The sequence below is a fragment of the Metapseudomonas otitidis genome (genome assembly GCF_011397855.1).
Lineage (GTDB): Bacteria > Pseudomonadota > Gammaproteobacteria > Pseudomonadales > Pseudomonadaceae > Metapseudomonas > Metapseudomonas otitidis.
Map to the genome: position 1 here is coordinate 3,378,538 of NZ_AP022642.1, position 16,611 is coordinate 3,395,148.

12 protein-coding genes are annotated in these 16,611 nt (G+C 68.3%); 5 read left to right on the forward strand and 7 right to left on the reverse strand.

Annotated features, from left to right (window positions below):
- Nucleotides 1-78: 78 nt before the first annotated feature.
- From pcaD to pvdP, 6 genes are all read right to left on the reverse strand, one after another.
- Nucleotides 79-867: a 3-oxoadipate enol-lactonase gene (pcaD, locus tag PotMrB4_RS15430; protein WP_172433822.1), complete on the reverse strand. Its 789-nt coding sequence runs from the start codon at nucleotides 865-867 to the stop codon at nucleotides 79-81.
- Nucleotides 868-876: 9 nt separating this feature from the next.
- The gene (locus PotMrB4_RS15435) at nucleotides 877-2,229 is read right to left on the reverse strand and encodes a 3-carboxy-cis,cis-muconate cycloisomerase (protein ID WP_172433823.1); all 1,353 of its coding nucleotides are present in this window, start codon (nucleotides 2,227-2,229) and stop codon (nucleotides 877-879) included.
- Between the two features lie 145 nt (nucleotides 2,230-2,374).
- Nucleotides 2,375-3,592: a 3-oxoadipyl-CoA thiolase gene (gene pcaF / locus PotMrB4_RS15440; RefSeq protein ID WP_172433824.1), complete on the reverse strand. Its 1,218-nt coding sequence runs from the start codon at nucleotides 3,590-3,592 to the stop codon at nucleotides 2,375-2,377.
- Nucleotides 3,589-4,374: a CoA-transferase subunit beta gene (locus PotMrB4_RS15445; RefSeq protein ID WP_044399351.1), complete on the reverse strand. Its 786-nt coding sequence runs from the start codon at nucleotides 4,372-4,374 to the stop codon at nucleotides 3,589-3,591. The genes pcaF and PotMrB4_RS15445 overlap by 4 nt, the downstream gene beginning before the upstream one ends.
- Entirely contained in the window at nucleotides 4,374-5,222 is an 849-nt protein-coding gene (locus PotMrB4_RS15450) for a CoA transferase subunit A (protein ID WP_044399355.1), read from the reverse strand. The genes PotMrB4_RS15445 and PotMrB4_RS15450 overlap by 1 nt, the downstream gene beginning before the upstream one ends.
- Nucleotides 5,223-5,412: 190 nt before the next feature.
- A complete protein-coding gene (pvdP, locus tag PotMrB4_RS15455; protein WP_172433825.1) occupies nucleotides 5,413-7,047 on the reverse strand; it encodes a pyoverdine maturation tyrosinase PvdP in 1,635 nt (544 codons plus the stop codon).
- Between the two features lie 519 nt (nucleotides 7,048-7,566).
- Here pvdP and pvdM point away from each other — a divergent pair.
- The 5 genes from pvdM (at nucleotide 7,567) to PotMrB4_RS15480 (ending at nucleotide 15,549) form a co-directional block, all read left to right on the forward strand.
- Nucleotides 7,567-8,922 carry a pyoverdine-tailoring dipeptidase-like protein PvdM gene (gene pvdM / locus PotMrB4_RS15460; RefSeq protein ID WP_172433826.1) on the forward strand — a complete coding sequence of 452 codons (1,356 nt, stop codon included), beginning with the start codon at nucleotides 7,567-7,569 and terminating at the stop codon, nucleotides 8,920-8,922.
- A complete protein-coding gene (gene pvdN / locus PotMrB4_RS15465) occupies nucleotides 8,919-10,208 on the forward strand; it encodes a pyoverdine-tailoring periplasmic protein PvdN (RefSeq protein ID WP_172433827.1) in 1,290 nt (429 codons plus the stop codon). Before pvdM ends, pvdN begins: the two co-directional genes overlap by 4 nt.
- Before the next feature lie 24 nt (nucleotides 10,209-10,232).
- Complete coding sequence (gene pvdO / locus PotMrB4_RS15470; RefSeq protein ID WP_172433828.1) at nucleotides 10,233-11,087, forward strand: dihydropyoverdine dehydrogenase; 855 nt, start codon at nucleotides 10,233-10,235, stop codon at nucleotides 11,085-11,087.
- Nucleotides 11,088-11,370: 283 nt separating this feature from the next.
- Entirely contained in the window at nucleotides 11,371-13,020 is a 1,650-nt protein-coding gene (locus PotMrB4_RS15475; RefSeq protein WP_172433829.1) for a cyclic peptide export ABC transporter, read from the forward strand.
- A 114-nt stretch (nucleotides 13,021-13,134) separates the two neighbouring features.
- A complete protein-coding gene (locus PotMrB4_RS15480; protein WP_172433830.1) occupies nucleotides 13,135-15,549 on the forward strand; it encodes a TonB-dependent siderophore receptor in 2,415 nt (804 codons plus the stop codon).
- 91 nt (nucleotides 15,550-15,640) lie between these two features.
- Here PotMrB4_RS15480 and PotMrB4_RS15485 read toward each other — a convergent pair whose 3' ends face one another.
- Nucleotides 15,641-16,603: an alpha/beta hydrolase gene (locus PotMrB4_RS15485; protein WP_172433831.1), complete on the reverse strand. Its 963-nt coding sequence runs from the start codon at nucleotides 16,601-16,603 to the stop codon at nucleotides 15,641-15,643.
- Nucleotides 16,604-16,611 lie beyond the last annotated feature (8 nt).

The following is a 16,611-nucleotide window of genomic DNA, read 5'->3' on the forward strand; positions in this document are numbered from 1 at the left end:
AGGGTCTTGGAGCGGGGACGCGGCATCCGCGTCGGGAAAGCGGTAGCCCGGGCTTCAGCCCGGGGTGATCCGGCGCGCTCAGGCGCTGAGGAAGGCCAGCACGCGCTGGCTGAAGGCCTCACCGGCCTGCACGCTGGACAGGTGGGCGGCCGGGAACTCGACGAGTTCGGCACCAGCGATGCGCGCCTGCATGAAGCGGCCGTGCTCGGGGGTGGTGACCGGGTCGCCGCTGCCGCAGACCACCAGGGTCGGCGCCTGGATGACAGCGAGCTGCTCGCGGAAGTCGGCGTCGCGCACAGCGGCGCAGTTGGCGGCGTAGCCCTGGGGCGAGGTGCGCGCCAGCATGCCGACGATGGCCTCGACCTTCTCCGGCTGCGCCTCGGCGAAGTCCGGGGTGAACCAGCGGGAAATGGAGGCGTCGCGCAGGTCGGCCATGGCCTGGACACCGCCCGCCAGCACGGCGTCGATGCGCGGGTTCCACACCTCGGGGGTGCCGATCTTGGCGGCGGTGTTGCACAGCACAAGGCGCTGGATGCGCTCGGGGGCGTTGATGGCCAGCCACTGGCCGATCAGCCCGCCCATGGACAGGCCACAGAAATGCGCCTTGGGAATGTCCAGGGCATCCAGCAGGGCCAGCACGTCGCGGCCGAGCTGATCGATGCGATAGGGGCCTTCGCTGACCAGGGACTGGCCATGGCCTCGGGTGTCGTAGCGCAGCACCCTGAAGTGCCGGGTGAAGGCCGGGACCTGGGCGTCCCACATGTGCAGGTCGGTGCCCAGGGAGTTGGACAGCACCAGCACCGGCGCTCCGGCCGGGCCTTCAAGGAGGTAGTTCAGGTCGCCATCGGCGAGACGTACGGCAGGCATGGAAAACTCCTAGCGCGGGAAAGTGGTGTGTTCAGCGAGGGCACGGTCCACCCAGCGGCGGGCCTGCCCCAGGTAATGGGCGGGGTCGAGCAGGCGGTCCAGCTCGGCGGCGGACAGCTCGGCGGTAACCTCGGCGCAGGCACCGAGCACGGCGCGCAGGTGAGCGCCCTCCTTCACCGCCTGGCGGCAGCACTGCTCCACCCGATGGTGGGCGGCATCGCGGCCGATGCGCTGGGCCAGGGCGATGCTCACCGCCTCGGCCAGCACCAGGCCCTGGGTCAGGTCGAGGTTGCGGCGCATGCGCGCGGCGTCCACCTCCAGGCCGGGCACCACCAGCAGCGCGTGCTGCAGGGCGCCGGACACCAGGCAGCAGAGCTCCGGCAGGCTTTCCCATTCGGCGTGCCAGAGGCCGAGGCTGCGCTCGTGCTCCTGGGGCATGGCGGCGAACAGGGTGGCCACCAGGCCCGGCGCACGGGTGGCGGCGCCGATGAGCACGGCGGCGCTCACCGGGTTGCGCTTGTGGGGCATGGTCGAGGAGCCGCCCTTGCCCGGCGCGGCGGGCTCGAAGAGTTCGCCGGCCTCGGTCTGCATCAGCAGGCTGAGGTCGCGCCCCAGCTTGCCCAGGGTGCCGGCAACCAGGCCCAGCAGGCTGGCGAACTCCACCAGGCGGTCACGCTGGGTGTGCCAGGGCTGGTCCGGCAGGTTCAGCGACAGCTCGACGGCCAGCGCTTCGGCCACCGGCCAGGCCTGTTCGCCGAGGGCGGCGAGGCTGCCGGAGGCGCCACCGAACTGCAGGCACAGCAGGCGCGGCTTGAGTTCCGCCAGGCGCTGGCGATGGCGGGTGACGGCGCCCAGCAGGCCGGCGAGCTTCATGCCGAGGGTCACCGGGGTGGCCTGCTGCAGCCAGGTGCGGCCGGCCAGCGGGGTGTCGGCGTGGCGCTCGGCCTGCTCGGCAAGGGCGTCGCCCAGGGCCGCGAGGTCGGCCTCGATCAGGCCGATGGCAGCACGCAGTTGCAGCACCAGGCCGCTGTCCATGGCGTCCTGGCTGGTGGCGCCCAGGTGCACGTAGCGCTCGGCCTCCGGGCTGGCCGCCGCGATGCGCTTGCCCAGGGCCTTGACCAGGGGGATGGCGGAGTTGCCGGCAGTGGCGATGGCCTGGGCCAGTGCGGAGAAGTCGTAGAAATCGGCGCGGCAGGCGGCTTCGATGGGTGCGACGGCCTCTTGGGGGATCAGCCCCACGCGGGCCTCGGCACGGGCCAGGGCGGCCTCGAAGTCGAGCATGCCCTGTACCCGGCCCTGGTCGCAGAAGATCGCGCGCATGGCCGGGGCGGTGAAGTAGGCGTCGAAGAGTTGGTTGCTCAAGGCGACCTCGTTGCAGCGGTTGGGGGTGGGCCTAGGTTGGCAGGGCGATGGGAGTGAATCCAGTCTGTCGGGTGGGCTTCAGTTGGGCCTCAGCCCACTCGACCGTGTTGGGTCGCAGTCGCGGTGGGCTGAAGCCCACCCTACGTCACTTCAACTGCTGGACGCGCTCGATGGCGAGGGCCAGGCCCTGCCCTACCCCTACGCACATGGTGGCCAGGCCGCGCTTGCCGCCGGACTTCTCCAGCTGGTGCAAGGCGGTCTGTACCAGGCGCGCGCCGCTGGCACCCAGGGGGTGGCCGAGGGCGATGGCACCGCCGTTGGGGTTGACCTTCTCGCTGTCGTCGGGGAGGCCCAGCTCGCGCATCACGGCCAGCCCCTGGGCGGCGAAGGCTTCGTTGAGTTCGATGACGTCGAACTGGTCGATGCCCAGATTGAGGCGCTCCAGCAGCTTGCGCACCGCCGGCACCGGGCCGATGCCCATGACCCGTGGCGCGACGCCGGCGCTGGCCATGCCGAGCACCTTGGCGCGCGGGGTGAGGCCGTGCTTCTTCACCGCCTCGGCGGAGGCCAGGATCAGCGCCACCGCGCCATCGTTGACGCCCGAGGCGTTGCCGGCGGTGACGGTCTTGCCTTCGCCGTTGACCGGTTTCAGCTTGGCGAGGGCTTCCAGGGTGGTGTCCGGGCGCAGGTGCTCGTCGGCATCGACCACGGTGTCCCCCTTCCTGCCCTTGATCACCACCGGGACGATCTCCTCGGCGAAGAAGCCTTCGGCCTGGGCGCGGCCGGCGCGCTGCTGGCTGCGCAGGGCGAACAGGTCCTGGTCGGCGCGGGAGACCTGGTAGTCGTCGGCGACGTTGTCGGCGGTCTGCGGCATGGCGTCGACGCCGTACTGGGCCTTCATCAGCGGGTTGATGAAGCGCCAGCCGATGGTGGTGTCCTCGATCTTCTGGGTGCGGCCGAAAGCGCTGTCGGCCTTGCCCATCACGTAGGGCGCGCGGGACATGGATTCGACGCCGCCCGCCAGGGCCAGCTCCATTTCACCCGAGGCGATGGCGCGGAAGGCGGTGCCCACCGCATCCATGCCCGAGGCGCAGAGGCGGTTGAGGGTGACGCCGGGAATGCTTTCCGGCAGGCCGGCCAGCAGCAGCGCCATGCGTGCAACGTTGCGGTTGTCCTCGCCGGCCTGGTTGGCGCAACCGAGGAAGACTTCATCGACCTCGCTCCAGCGCACACGGGGGTTGCGCTCGATCAGGGCCTTGAGCGGGATGGCCGCCAGGTCGTCTGCGCGCACAGGGGCCAGGGCGCCGCCGAAGCGGCCGATGGGCGTGCGTACGGCATCGCAGATGAAGACGTCGCGGCTCATTCCTCACCCCCTTGCTGGCCGTGGGCGGCCGCGGTGCGGGCTTCCAGAGCACGCAGGGCGCTCAGCTCCACCTCGTTGGGGGCGGCGGTCTCGGCCACCTGGTCGGCGAAGCGGATGGCCCAACCGGTGTTGGCCACCACCTGCTCGCGGGTCACGCCCGGGTGCAGCGAGGTGACGATGAATTCGTGGGTGCCGGCTTCCGGCTCCATGATGCAGAGGTCGGTGATGATGGCCACCGGCCCCTTGCCGGGCAGGCCGAGCTGCTGGCGATGGTCACCGCCTTCGCCGTGGCCCACGGAGGTGATGAAGGCCAGCTTGTCGACGAAGGTGCGATGGGACTGCTTGAGGATGATCAGCACCTCCTTGGCGGAACCGGCGATCTCCGGCGCGCCGCCGGCACCCGGCAGGCGCACCTTGGGGGTGTGGTAGTCGCCGATCACGGTGGTGTTGATGTTGCCGAAGCGGTCCACCTGGGCAGCGCCGAGGAAGCCGACGTCGATGCGCCCGCCCTGCAGCCAGTAGCGGAAGATCTCGCCGGTGGGGACCACGGTGTCGGCGGTCTCGGCCAGCTCGCCGTCGCCGATGGACAGCGGCAGCACGCTCGGCTTGGCGCCGATGGGGCCGGACTCGTAGATCAGGACCACGTCCGGGGACGAGGTCAGGCGCGCCAGGTTGGCGGCCTTGGACGGCAGGCCGATGCCGACGAAGCAGACGGCGCCGTTCTTCAGGCGACGGGCAGCCGCCACGGTCATCATTTCGTTGGTGCTGTACTGGGCGCTCATCACTTGGCCTCCGCAAGCTTCTGCTGGAACTGGGCGAAATCCTTGGTGCCACGGATGTATTCGTCGATCCAGGCGGTGAAGGTGTCGCGGTCGCGGGCGATGGGGTCCCAGGCCTGGTAGAAGCGGTTGTCGCGCTCGTAGTAGCCGTGGGCGTAGGACGGGCTGGCGCCGCCGGGGACGTGGCACACCGCGGTCAGTGCCCAGGTGGGCAGCACGCAGGCGTTCATCGGCGCGTCGAGGTCGTCGACGATCTCTTCCACGGTGACGATGCAGCGCTTGGCCGCCAGGGCCGCTTCCTTCTGCACGCCGAGGATGCCCCAGAGCAGCACGTTGCCCTTGCGGTCGGCCTTCTGCGCATGGATCACGGTGACGTCCGGGCGCACCGACGGCACGGCGGCGAGCGTCTCGCCGGTGAAGGGGCAGTCGATGAAGCGGATGTTCGGGTTGACCTTCGGCAGGTCGGAGCCGGCATAGGCGCGCAGCACGGCGAACGGCAGACCGGAAGCGCCGGCCACGTAGGCGTTGGCCATGTCGGCGTGGCTGTGCTCGTCGAGTTCCAGAGCGTTGGGCCACTGCTTCTCCACCGCGTCACGCAGGCGGTGCAGGGAGCCCACGCCGGGGTTGCCGCCCCAGGAGAAGGTCAGCTTGCGGGCGCAGCCGGCACCGATCAGCAGGTCGTAGACCAGGTCCGGGGTCATGCGCACCAGGTGCAGGTCCTTCTTGCCCTGGCGGATGATCTCGTGGGAGGCGGCGGTGGGAATCAGGTGGGTGAAGCCTTCGAGGGCTACCTTGTCGCCGTCGTTGATGAAACGCTCGACGGCCTCGCGGAGGGAAATGATTTCAGCCATGGTCGATCTCGTGTTGTTGTCCAGGGCGGCCTGGCGGCGCGCCCGTGGCGACACCCGGTGAAGCCACGGGCGGCGGGCCCGGGCCGGGGTCGGCTGGGGAGCAAGGTACCCCCCGCCTCCGGGTGTAACAATCCGATAATCGACTATTCGTTCGATAATCGAACGAATCCCGTGCTCGCCCTCTCCGGGGCTAGCGGCCCTCCCCGCGACGCTTGAGGTGGCGTGCATACCAGGGACGCCGGGGCGTTCGTGGCAGCAACCGGCTGACCAGGTCGTCCTCGCCGAAGGTGATGCGCAGGGCCAGCTTCATGGCCTCCACCTCCAGTTCACCGGCGCCGCCGCCGGCATCGTCCAGCCCGCCGCAGCCATGGGTCAGCGCGCCCAGCCAGGGGTCGCCCACCTCCACCCAGCGCCCCGGCGCGAACCAGCGCACGCCCTGGACCTCGCGCACCACCACCTCGCCGGGGTGGGCGCGCTCGTGGGCGCGGTACCAGTCCTCGATGCGGTCGTCGATCCAGCCGTGGAAGCGCCAGAACACCGGGTTGACGTGGGACGAGAACGGGTCGCCGAGGTAGTCGTTGTCGGCGCGGAACCAGCGGGCGCCGTAGTCCACCTGGTCGCGGTCGCCGGGCAGCGGCATGCCGTTGGACGGGTCGCGGGTGACGGTGGCCCAGCGCATGTGCAGCCAGTCGTGGATGTTCAGCTCCATCTCCGAGCCCAGTTGGGCGAGGGTCAGGCGCGCGAGGTAGTCCGGGTCCTGGTACTGCGACTCCCAGACCTGGAAGTTGCTGTAGAAGGCCTGGGCGGACTTGATGTCGTGCAGCCACTGGCCCAGCTCGTCGTCGTCCCAGGCGAACCAGGCCGGCGGCACGGCGTTGCCGTCGTGGTTCTCCTGGTAGCGGATGTAGCCGATGCGGTCGTGCTCCAGGTACGGGCACGGCAAGGGCAGCCGGCTCCAGTTGGGCAGGCCCGGCTGCAGGCGGCGCGCCTTGGCCAGCATGTGCCGGTGCATGAAGAGGAAGTCCTCGCCGGAGCCGTTGAGGTGCTTGCGCCGGCCCCGTGCGCCGCGCTCGGCATCCCGTGGGCCGGGTTGCCAGCCGGCACCGCGCAGGGCATCGCGGCGACGGTCGTCGAGGCGGTGCCACTTGTCGCGGGTGGCGTGCCAGAGCTGGTGGAACAGGCGGTGCTCGGGGGACACCAGCCACTGCAGCAGCGCTGGCTCCAGGGGCGTCACCTGCCGCGCCTCGGGGAAGGCGCGCTTGCGGGCGACGAAGCGGCTGTCCGGCTCGGGCAGCGCCAGGGGCCGGTCGATGCGGCGGATGCGCCCACTCAGGCTGGCGTCACCGGCCTGGGCCCAGTTGCCCCAGACCTCGTCCAGCACGGCCTCCAGTTCATGGCTGGGGGCCGACTCGCCGACCGGGACCAGGCGCCAGCGGATGCGCTTGCCGTCCTGGTCCACCACCTCGCCGAGCACCCGGTAGCGGGGTTCACCCGTGCCCCGCAGCGCGGCGCCCTGGTCGATGCAACCGCGCAGGGCACGGCCGGTGGGGCCGATGTCCAGTAGCATCTGCACGCCCTCGCGGGGCAGCCCGTCCAGGCCGCCATCGAGGCCGTCGAAACGCAGGTCCCAGATACCGCGCAACTGGGTGGCCAGGCGCACCCCGCCCCAATCGGCGGCGTCCACCGTGGCCTCCCCCGGGGTTTCCACCTGGTCCGGTTCGAGGGTTTCGTCGTAATCCGGCTCACGCCGCGCGTACCACACCGCCGGTACCGCTGCGCCGGCCACCGCCAGCGCTCCCATGAACCCACGTCTGGAAAACCTCATCGCTACATCGCATCCGTGTCAGCCACGCCTATCCCGCTAGAACGAGGTAACGGGGGGTAAATTTATGGCTGCTTTGCTGATACGTCCGGCATCAGGTTGATTACCGAGTTTGCGGGTGTTTTCTATTTCGCCCTCCCGGGCGAGCCCCTTTTGGCAATCGCCCCAAAAAGAGCCAAAAGGGCTTGCCCCGACATCCGGGCCCCGCTTCGCGGGACTTCCCTCGCTCCATCGTTGCTTCGGGGGCCGGCGCGATGGGCCATCCATGGCCTGGCGCGCCTCTCGCGGCATCCATGCCGCTCGTCCCCCTGCGCAACGACTCCGCTCGGCCTCCTGAAGGGGCAGGTTTCGCCGCCTCACTTTCCCGGCCACGGGAAAACCCTGGAGTGCGCTTCGGACACGGGTCGTTTCCCGCAACGGATCAACAGCGCCCGATTCTAAATTTCCCCACCCTGCCCTCGTTCTTCCGACACGGGCACCCACCCCGGGTGCGCTCGGCATCAACCCCTGGCAACGAACGGGATGGCAATGAACACGACCCGCAAGGCCCTCTACCTGATCGCCCTGGCGATCCTCCTGGCGCTGGTCGCGGCAGCGACCTGGCACTTCTTCCTGCGGCAGGCCGCGCCCTACCCTCGGGACGTGATGCAGCACGCGGAGGAACTGCAGGAGCGCATCCTCTCCTTCGACAGCCACATCACCGTGCCCACCGATTTCGGCACCGAGGGCAACGAGGCGGACAAGGACGGCGAAGGCCAGTTCGACCTGGTCAAGGCCGGGCGCGGACGCCTCTCCGGTGCGGCGCTGACCATCTTCGGCTGGCCGGAGATCTGGAACGGTCCCAACGCCCCCCATCGCCCCACAGCCGCCTTCGTCGACGAGGCGCGCCACCAGCAGGAGCTGCGCTACAGGATCATCAGCGGCCTGGTGCGCGACTTCCCCAACCAGGTCGGCATCGCCTACAGCCCCGAGGACTTCCGTCGCCTGCATGGCGAAGGCAAGTTCGCCATCGTCATCAGCATGCTCAACGCCTACCCCCTGGGCGAGGACCTGAACGCGCTGGACGCCTGGCACGCTCGCGGCATGCGCCTGTTCGGCTTCAGCTACGTCGGCAACAACGCCTGGGCCGACTCCTCGCGCCCGCTGCCCTTCTTCAACGACACCGCCGATGCCCTCGGCGGGCTCTCGCCCCTCGGCGAGCAGGCGGTGAAGCGGCTCAACGACCTGGGCGTGGTGATCGACGTGTCGCAGATGTCCACCCTGGCCCTGGAAGACGTCGCCCGTCTCAGCCGCGCGCCCATCGTCGCCTCGCATTCGGCGCCCCGCGCGCTGGTAGACATCCCGCGCAACCTCAGCGACGCGGAGATGCAGCGGATCAAGGCAAGCGGCGGGGTGATCCAGGTGGTGGGCTTCCCCGCCTACCTCAAGCCCCTCTCGCAACCAACCCTGGACAAGCTCAACGCCTTGCGCGCGCGCTTCGACCTGCAGCCGCTCAACGGCCTGGCCAACGCGCTGATGCCGGGTGACCCGATCATCGCCATCTGGCCGGAACAGCGCTTCGGCGAATACGCCAGCGCGCTCTACGCCATCCTCGAGGAGGAGCCCCGCGCCAGCGTCAAGGAGCTGGTGGACGCCATCGACTACACCGTGCGCAAGGTCGGCATCGACCACGTGGGGATCGCCAGCGACTTCAACGACGGCGGCGGCGTCGAGGGCTGGATGAACGTCGGCGAGTCGCGCAACGTGACGGCCGAGCTGATCCAGCGCGGCTACTCCGACGCCGACATCGCCAAGCTCTGGGGCGGCAACTTCCTGCGGGTGTGGGACGAGGTGCAGCGCCTGGCCGCGCCGGCCAGCGCCGGGGAGGTGCGCCCATGAGCGACCGCCGCACCTTCCTCAAGCAGGCCGGCATGCTGGCCGCCGCCCTGCCCCTGGGCTCCGCACTCGCCGGCAACGCCCAGGCCGCCCCATCGCCGAACCGCCCCGCCACGGACAAGTGGCTGGTCCTGCGCGAGCAGTTCGACCTCGATCCGGACTACCTGCACTTCTGCACCTTCCTCCTCGCCTCCCACCCGCGTGTGGTACGCGAAGCCATCGCCCACTTCCGCGCCCGGCTGGATGCCAACCCCGGCGAGGTGCTGGACTGGGACCGCGAGGAACTCTGGGGCTATGAAGACGAGGTCCGCACCTGGGCCGGCCGCTACTTCGGCGTGCAGCCCGCGCAGGTGGCCCTCACCGGCAGCACCACCGACGGCCTGGCGATGATCTACGGCGGCCTGCAGGTGGCGCCCGGCAAGGAGATCCTCGTCAGCGCCCACGAGCACTACTCCACCAACACCCGCCTGGAGTACCGCGAGCGCCTCATGGGCACGCCGGTGCGGCGCGTCACCCTGTTCAAGGACCCACACCTGGCCACCGTGGACGAGATGCTCCACAACATCCGCCAGGCCATCCGCCCCGAGACCCGCGTACTGGGCATGACCTGGGTGCAGTCCGGCAGCGGCGTGAAGCTGCCGGCGCGCGAAGTCGGCCAACTGGTGAAGGAACTCAACCAGGGTCGCGACGAAGCGGACCGCCTCCTCTACGTGGTGGACGGCGTGCACGGCTTCGGCGTCGAGGACCTGAACTTCGTCGATTTCAACTGCGACTACTTCATCGCCGGCACCCACAAATGGCTGTTCGGCCCCCGTGGCACCGGCGTGATCATCGCCCGCGACCCGCAGCCCCAGGCCCACCTGGTGCCCAGCACGCCGACCTTCACCAAGGGCGAGACCTTCGGCACCCTGATGACCCCCGGTGGCTACCACGCCTTCGACCACCGCCTGGCAGTGGGCTCGGCCTTCGAGCTGCACCTGCAACTGGGCAAGGCCGACGTCCAGGCGCGCATCCACCAGCTAAACGACTACCTCAAGGCGCGCCTGGCCGAGTCCCCCAAGGTGCAGCTGGTCACGCCGCGCAGCCGCGAGCTGTCCTCGGGCTTCACCTTCTTCCGCGTCGAGGGCCGCGACTGCGACGCCGTCGCCCGCTACCTGCTGGAGCGCAAGGTGATCAGCGACGCCGTGGACCGCGACGTCGGCCCCGTGGTGCGTCTGGCCCCCAGCCTGCTCAACGACGAAGCGCAGATCGACCGGGTGATGGCCCTCCTCGCCCCCCAGCTCGCCTGACCCATTCCCTTCGAGAGAATCTCCATGCCTGCAACCCAACCCCTGGCCCTGGTCGTCGCCCTGCTCATCAGCGCACCAGCCCTGGCCGCCGACGCCAAGCAACCCGGCAGCGTCTTCAAGGACTGCAAGAACTGCCCCGAAATGGTGGTGCTGCCCGCCGGCAGCTTCACCATGGGCACCCCGGAGAACGAAGTGGGCCGCCAGCCCGACGAGGGCCCGCTGCACACCGTGACCTTCGCCAGGCCCTTCGCCATCAGCAAGTTCCAGGTGCTGGCCCGCGAATGGGACGCCTACATGAAGGAAGCCCGCATCACCCTCCCCGACGGCGACGACCGCCCCGGCCGCCGCTGCACCAACGGCAAGCCCAGCTACCCCCAGGGCCCGGACCAGCCCGCCGTGTGCATGGACCATGACGAGGCCCGGGCCTACGTCGCCTGGCTGTCGAAGAAGACCGGCAAGCACTACCGCCTGCTCAGCGAAGCCGAACGCGAGTACGCCGCCCGCGCCGGCAGCGAAGGCCCGTTCCCCTTCCCCTTCGACGAAGGCAAGGACTACAGCATCGCCCAGCACGCCAACACCTACGGCGCCGCCGACGGCTTCAACTACACCTCCCCGGCCGGCAGCTTCCCGGCCAACGCCTTCGGCGTCTACGACATGCACGGCAACGTCTACGAATGGGTGGCGGACTGCCTGCACGACAGCTACGTCGGCGCCCCCAGCGATGGCAGCGCGTGGGAGGAAGCCAACTGCGAGTACCGCCACATCCGCGGCAACGACTACAGCGAGCCGCCGATCTTCTCCCGCTCGGGCAACCGCAACTACCGCGAGCCCTACGTGCGCGGCGACTGGCTGGGGCTGCGAGTGGCGCGGGAGTTGTGAGCACTACCAGGCTGTTGAAAAACTAACTGCGTTGCCGCTGCAGCGTTGAAAACGCCCTCAAAATGCTCATTTACCCCACGTAAACTGCGCTTTTTCGGCCGTTTTCGCCTTGCATCGGCTGCCTCGTCTACGTTTTTCAACGGCCTGCTACTGCCCACGCCGTCACCGGCGGCTAAATCAGGCGCCTTGCGGCGCGTCTACTCCATGAGGTCGCGCCGCCCGGAACACGCCACGGTCGCGGGTCGCCCGACCCGCCTTCCCGTGCCCCCATCCGGACCTGCCCATGAACACACAAGCCCCCGGCGCCCTGCGTGAACTGCTCACCCTGATCCGGCCCTATCGCGGCCTGGTCGCCCTCTCCATCGCCCTCGGCATCCTCGGTGGCTTCAGCGTCACCGCGCTGCTGGCCACCATCAACGGCCTGCTACACGCCGAAGGCAGCCTGACCAGCGGCACCCTGCTGACCTTCATCGGCCTCTGCGCCCTGGCGCTGGCCTGCTCCGTCGGCTCGGACATGGGCACCAACTACGTGGGCCAGCACGTCATCGCCACCCTGCGCCAGGACCTGGGGCGCAAGGTGCTCTGCGCACCCATCGAGCAGATCGAACGCTACCGCAGCCATCGCCTGATCCCGGTGCTGACCCACGACGTGGACACCGTCAGCGACCTGGCCTTCGCCTTCGCCCCCCTGGCCATCTCGCTGACGGTCACCACCGGCTGCCTGGGCTACCTCGCCTGGCTGTCCTGGCCGATGTTCCTGGTCACCGCCTTCGCCGTGCTGCTGGGCACCGCCATCCAGTACCTGGCGCGGCTGCGCGGCATCCACGGCTTCAACGCCGCGCGCGAAGCCGAGGACGAACTGCAGAAGCACTACAGCGGCATCGCCTCCGGCGCCAAGGAACTGCGCATCAGCCGCCCGCGCCGCCAGCGCATGTTCGGCGAGCGCATCCAGCGCACCGCCGACTACATCCGCGACACCCACGTGCGCTCCATCAACATCTTCGTGATCGCCAAGAGCCTCGGCTCGATGCTGTTCTTCGTGGTCATCGGGCTGCTGCTGGTGATCCAGCAGGCCTGGAACCTGGCGGACGCCGTGGCCACCAGCGGCTTCGTGCTGGTGCTGCTGTACATGAAGGGTCCGCTGGAGCACGTGGTCTCCACCCTGCCCATCGTCAGCCGCGCGCAGATCGCCTTCCGCCGCATCGGTGAACTCTCCGCGCAGTTCTCCTCCCCCGAGCCCTACCTGCTGCTGGAGGCCCCCGACGTGCCGGACCGGCAGTTGCAGAGCCTGGAGCTCAAGGGCGTGCGCTTCGCCTTCCCACCGGTGGAGGGCGCCGCACCCTTCGCCCTGGGCCCCATCGACCTGCGCATCGAGCAGGGCGAGATCCTCTTCATCGTCGGCGAGAACGGCTGCGGCAAGACCACCCTGATCAAGCTGCTGCTGGGCCTCTACACCCCGGACCAGGGCGAGATCCTGCTGGATGGCCAGGCGGTCACCGCCCGCACCCGGGATGACTACCGCCAACTGTTCACCACGGTGTTCGCCGACTACTACCTGTTCGACGACCTGCTCCACGGCGGCGACGCCATACCACCGGATGCGAACAAGTACCTGCAGCGCCTGGAGATCGCCCACAAGGTGCAGATCCGCGACGGCGCCTTCACCACCACCGACCTCTCCACCGGCCAGCGCAAGCGCCTGGCGCTGGTCAACGCCTGGCTGGAACGGCGCCCGGTGCTGGTGTTCGACGAATGGGCCGCCGACCAGGACCCGACCTTCCGCCGCATCTTCTATACCGAGCTGCTGCCCGAGCTGAAACGCCTGGGCAAGACCATCATCGTCATCAGCCATGACGACCGGTATTTCGAGCTGGCCGATCAGCTCATCCAACTGCGAAATGGCACTGCCGTGAGCAGCCGCCAACCGGCGTGAAAAAAAGTTTTCCGGTTTCCGGGCGGTCTTCCGTCCTACTAAATGCGAACACTACTCACTATTAAAAACTGGACCATCTCGATGACGAAGTCTCTTTCACCCCGTTTGAAGGTCATGCTTCATCGCTCACTGCGCCCCACCCTGCTCGCCAGCGGCATCGGCCTCGCGCTCAGCGCGCCCTACGCCAGCCTGGTGCAGGCCCAGGAGATCAACCTCGACATCCCCGCCCAATCCCTGTCGAGCGCGCTCCAGGAGCTCGGTCGTCAAGGCAACCTGCAGATCCTCTACAGCCCGAGCCTGGTCAACAACCAGCGCACCCAGGCCATCAAGGGCCGCTACGAGCCCACGGTCGCACTGGACATGCTGCTGCGCGGCAAGGGCATCAGCTACCAGGTCAACGGCAACAGCGTCACCCTCAGCGCCGCTGACCAGAGCACCCTGGAGCTGGGCGCCACCTCCGTGGTCTCCACCGGCCTGGGGGCCACCACCGAGGGCACCGGCTCCTACACCACCGGCGCCACCGGCACGGCGACCAAGCTGCCGCTGTCCATCCGCGAGACCCCGCAATCGGTCAGCGTGATCACCAGCCAGCGCATCCGTGACCAGAAAATGAACAGCCTGGAAGACGTGCTGACCAACGCACCGGGCGTGCTCTACAAGAAGAAGAGCAACTCCTCGGACGACGAAGTGGGCATCTTCTCCCGTGGCATGAAGATCGAGAACTTCCAGGTGGACGGCATCCCCACCGTCTTCGAACCGGCGATGAGCAGCCAGTCCAACGACATGGCCGTCTACGACCGGGTCGAAGTGGTGCGCGGCGCCACCGGCCTGCTGGGCGGCATCGGCCAGCCCTCGGCCACCATCAACATGGTGCGCAAGCGCCCCACCAGTGACTTCGCCGCCTCGATCCAAGGCAGCGCCGGCTCCTGGGACAACTACCGCACCGAAGTGGACGTCTCCGGCCCGCTGAACGAGCAAGGCACCCTGCGCGGCCGCATGGTGACGGCCTACCAGACCGCCAACTCCTTCGTTGACCGCCTCAGCACCGAGCGCAAGGTGGCCTACGGCATCATCGAAGCCGACCTCAGCGACCGCGACACCATCAGCCTCGGCCTCGACTACCAGGAGCGCAACTGCGACGCCTGCGGTTACTTCGGCTTCCCGGCGTTCTACAGCAACGGCCAGCGCACCGACTTCAAGCGCTCGTTCAACTCCGCCGCCGACTGGAGCCATGCGGACCGCCAGCGCACCTCGATCTTCGGCACCTACGAGCACCGTTTCGACAACGACTGGCTGGCCAAGGTCGCCGTCACCAACGTGCGCGACCGCAACGACGTGGAGTACGGCTGGTTCAGCAGCAACGGCTACCCCAACCAGCAGACCGGCGCCGGCACCGGCCTGTACTTCGCCAAGTGGCCGAGCAAGCCCGAGCAGAACTCGGTGGACGCCTACGCCTCCGGCCCCTTCAGCCTGTTCGGCCGCGAGCACGAACTGGTGGTGGGCGCCAGCGCCATGCGCTACCGCAGCAACACCGGTGCCTACCCGCTGTGGGCCTTTCGCAACGGCGCCGGTGGCAGTTGGGACCCGGCCATCCCCAACGTCTACGACTGGCGTGGCGACATCACCAAGCCGCCGTTCAACCGCATCGGCGACCTGAAGTACAGCCAGCGCCAATACGCGGCCTACACCACCGCCCGGTTCAAGCCCACCGACGACCTGTCACTGATCCTCGGCACCCGCCTCAGCTACTTCAAGGTGGACCAGACCTCCGCCTACTACGGCTACGAGCCCACCCACATGAAGAAGCGCGAGACCGGCGAAGTCACCCCCTACGCCGGCATCGTCTACGACCTGGACGACACCTACTCGGTCTATGCCAGCTACACCAGCATCTACAAACCGCAGTCGAACCGGACCGTCGAAGGCAACTTCATGGACCCCACGGAAGGCGACAGCTACGAAGTGGGCACCAAGGCCGAGTACTACGACGGCAAGCTGAACCTCACCGCCGCCCTGTTCGAGTCCAAGCTCAGCAACTACGCGGTCAGCACCGGCATGGAAGATGCCTTCGGCAACGAGCTGGTTAAACCCTCCAAGATCAAGATCAAGGGCATCGAGCTGGAAGCCACGGGCGAACTCATGCCGGGCTGGCAAGTGCAGGCCGGCTACAGCCACGTGAACACCTACTACCCGCAAGGCGTCGACGTGAACGTGGGCTTCCCGCGCAACACCCTGAAGCTATTCACCACCTACGACCTGACCGGCGACCTCAATCGCCTCACCGTCGGCGGTGGCGTGCGCTGGGAGAGCGCCACCAGCTACTACGACAAGGAGATCAACGCGACCGCCACCCAAGGCAGCTACGCCCTCGTGGACCTGCTGGCACGCTACCGCTTCGACGAGCACTTCACCGGCAGCCTCAACGTCAACAACCTGTTAGACAAGAAGTACTACGTCAGCACCAGCGTCTACAGCGATCTGTACGGCGACCCCCGCAGCCTGACCGCCAGCCTGCGCTGGGAATACTGAAGGTTCGGCTAACGAATAGGCCGCTTCACTCGAAGCGGCCTTTTTCATTTCGGCCCAAAAGCCCGGCTCCCCTAGCGTAATGAAACTCCGCTCAGCGGCGCTCGAATGCCTCCTGCAACAGCCCTGCCAGCTCCGCGTACACAGTGTCGATGATCGGGGTGACTCCGCGCAGGCGCATGAAGTCGTGGGTTAGACCGGGGTATTCGCGCAGCGTCACCGCCACACCTTCGTGCTGCAGCCGCTGAGCAAAGGCGCGGCCTTCGTCCAGCAGTGGATCGAGCCCGGCCAGGGCGACGATGGCGGGCGCAACGCCTTCAAGGCTCGGGGTCAGCAATGGCGAGAAGCGCCAGTCATAGCGATCCTCCGGACTCCTTGCATAAAGCCCGTAGAACCATTCCAGCGTGTCACTCTCCAGCAGGTAGCCTTCGCTGAACAACTCCATGGAACTGCTGCGACGCGATGCGTCAGCCACGGGATAGCAGAGCAGTTGGGCAATCGGGACGATGGCCTGCGACTGCGCCGGGCGGACCACCTGTATTGCCAGCACTGCGGCCAGCGTGGCCCCCGCGCTGTCGCCAGCGAAAACCACGCGCTGCGGATCGAGCCCCAGCTCACGGCCGTGCTTGGCCAGCCAGCCGAGCGCATCGACCGCGTCGTCCAGGGCGGTGGGAAAGCGCGCCTCGGGCGCCAAGCGATAATCCACCGCCAGCACGGCGCAGGCGACCCGCGCGCAGAACTCGCGGCATACGCCGTCGTGGCTGTCGAGGCTACCGACTACGTAGCCGCCACCATGTAGGTACAGCAGTACCGGCGCCGGAGCGGTACCGCCGGATCTGGTTCGGTAGAGCCGCAGGTCCCGTTGTGCGCCATCCCGGGTGGCAAAACGCAGCTCATCCACCTGGACGTCCTCCGGCGCCGCCCAGCGCAACTGGCGGGAGGTTTCCGCAAAGATCGAACGGGCCTGTTCGACCGTCATTTCGTGCAGCGCGCCGTTCAGGCTGCGACCGTCTTCGGCCAGCTCAAGAAAGGCTTCGAGTTCGGGGTTCAACGACATATTCAACC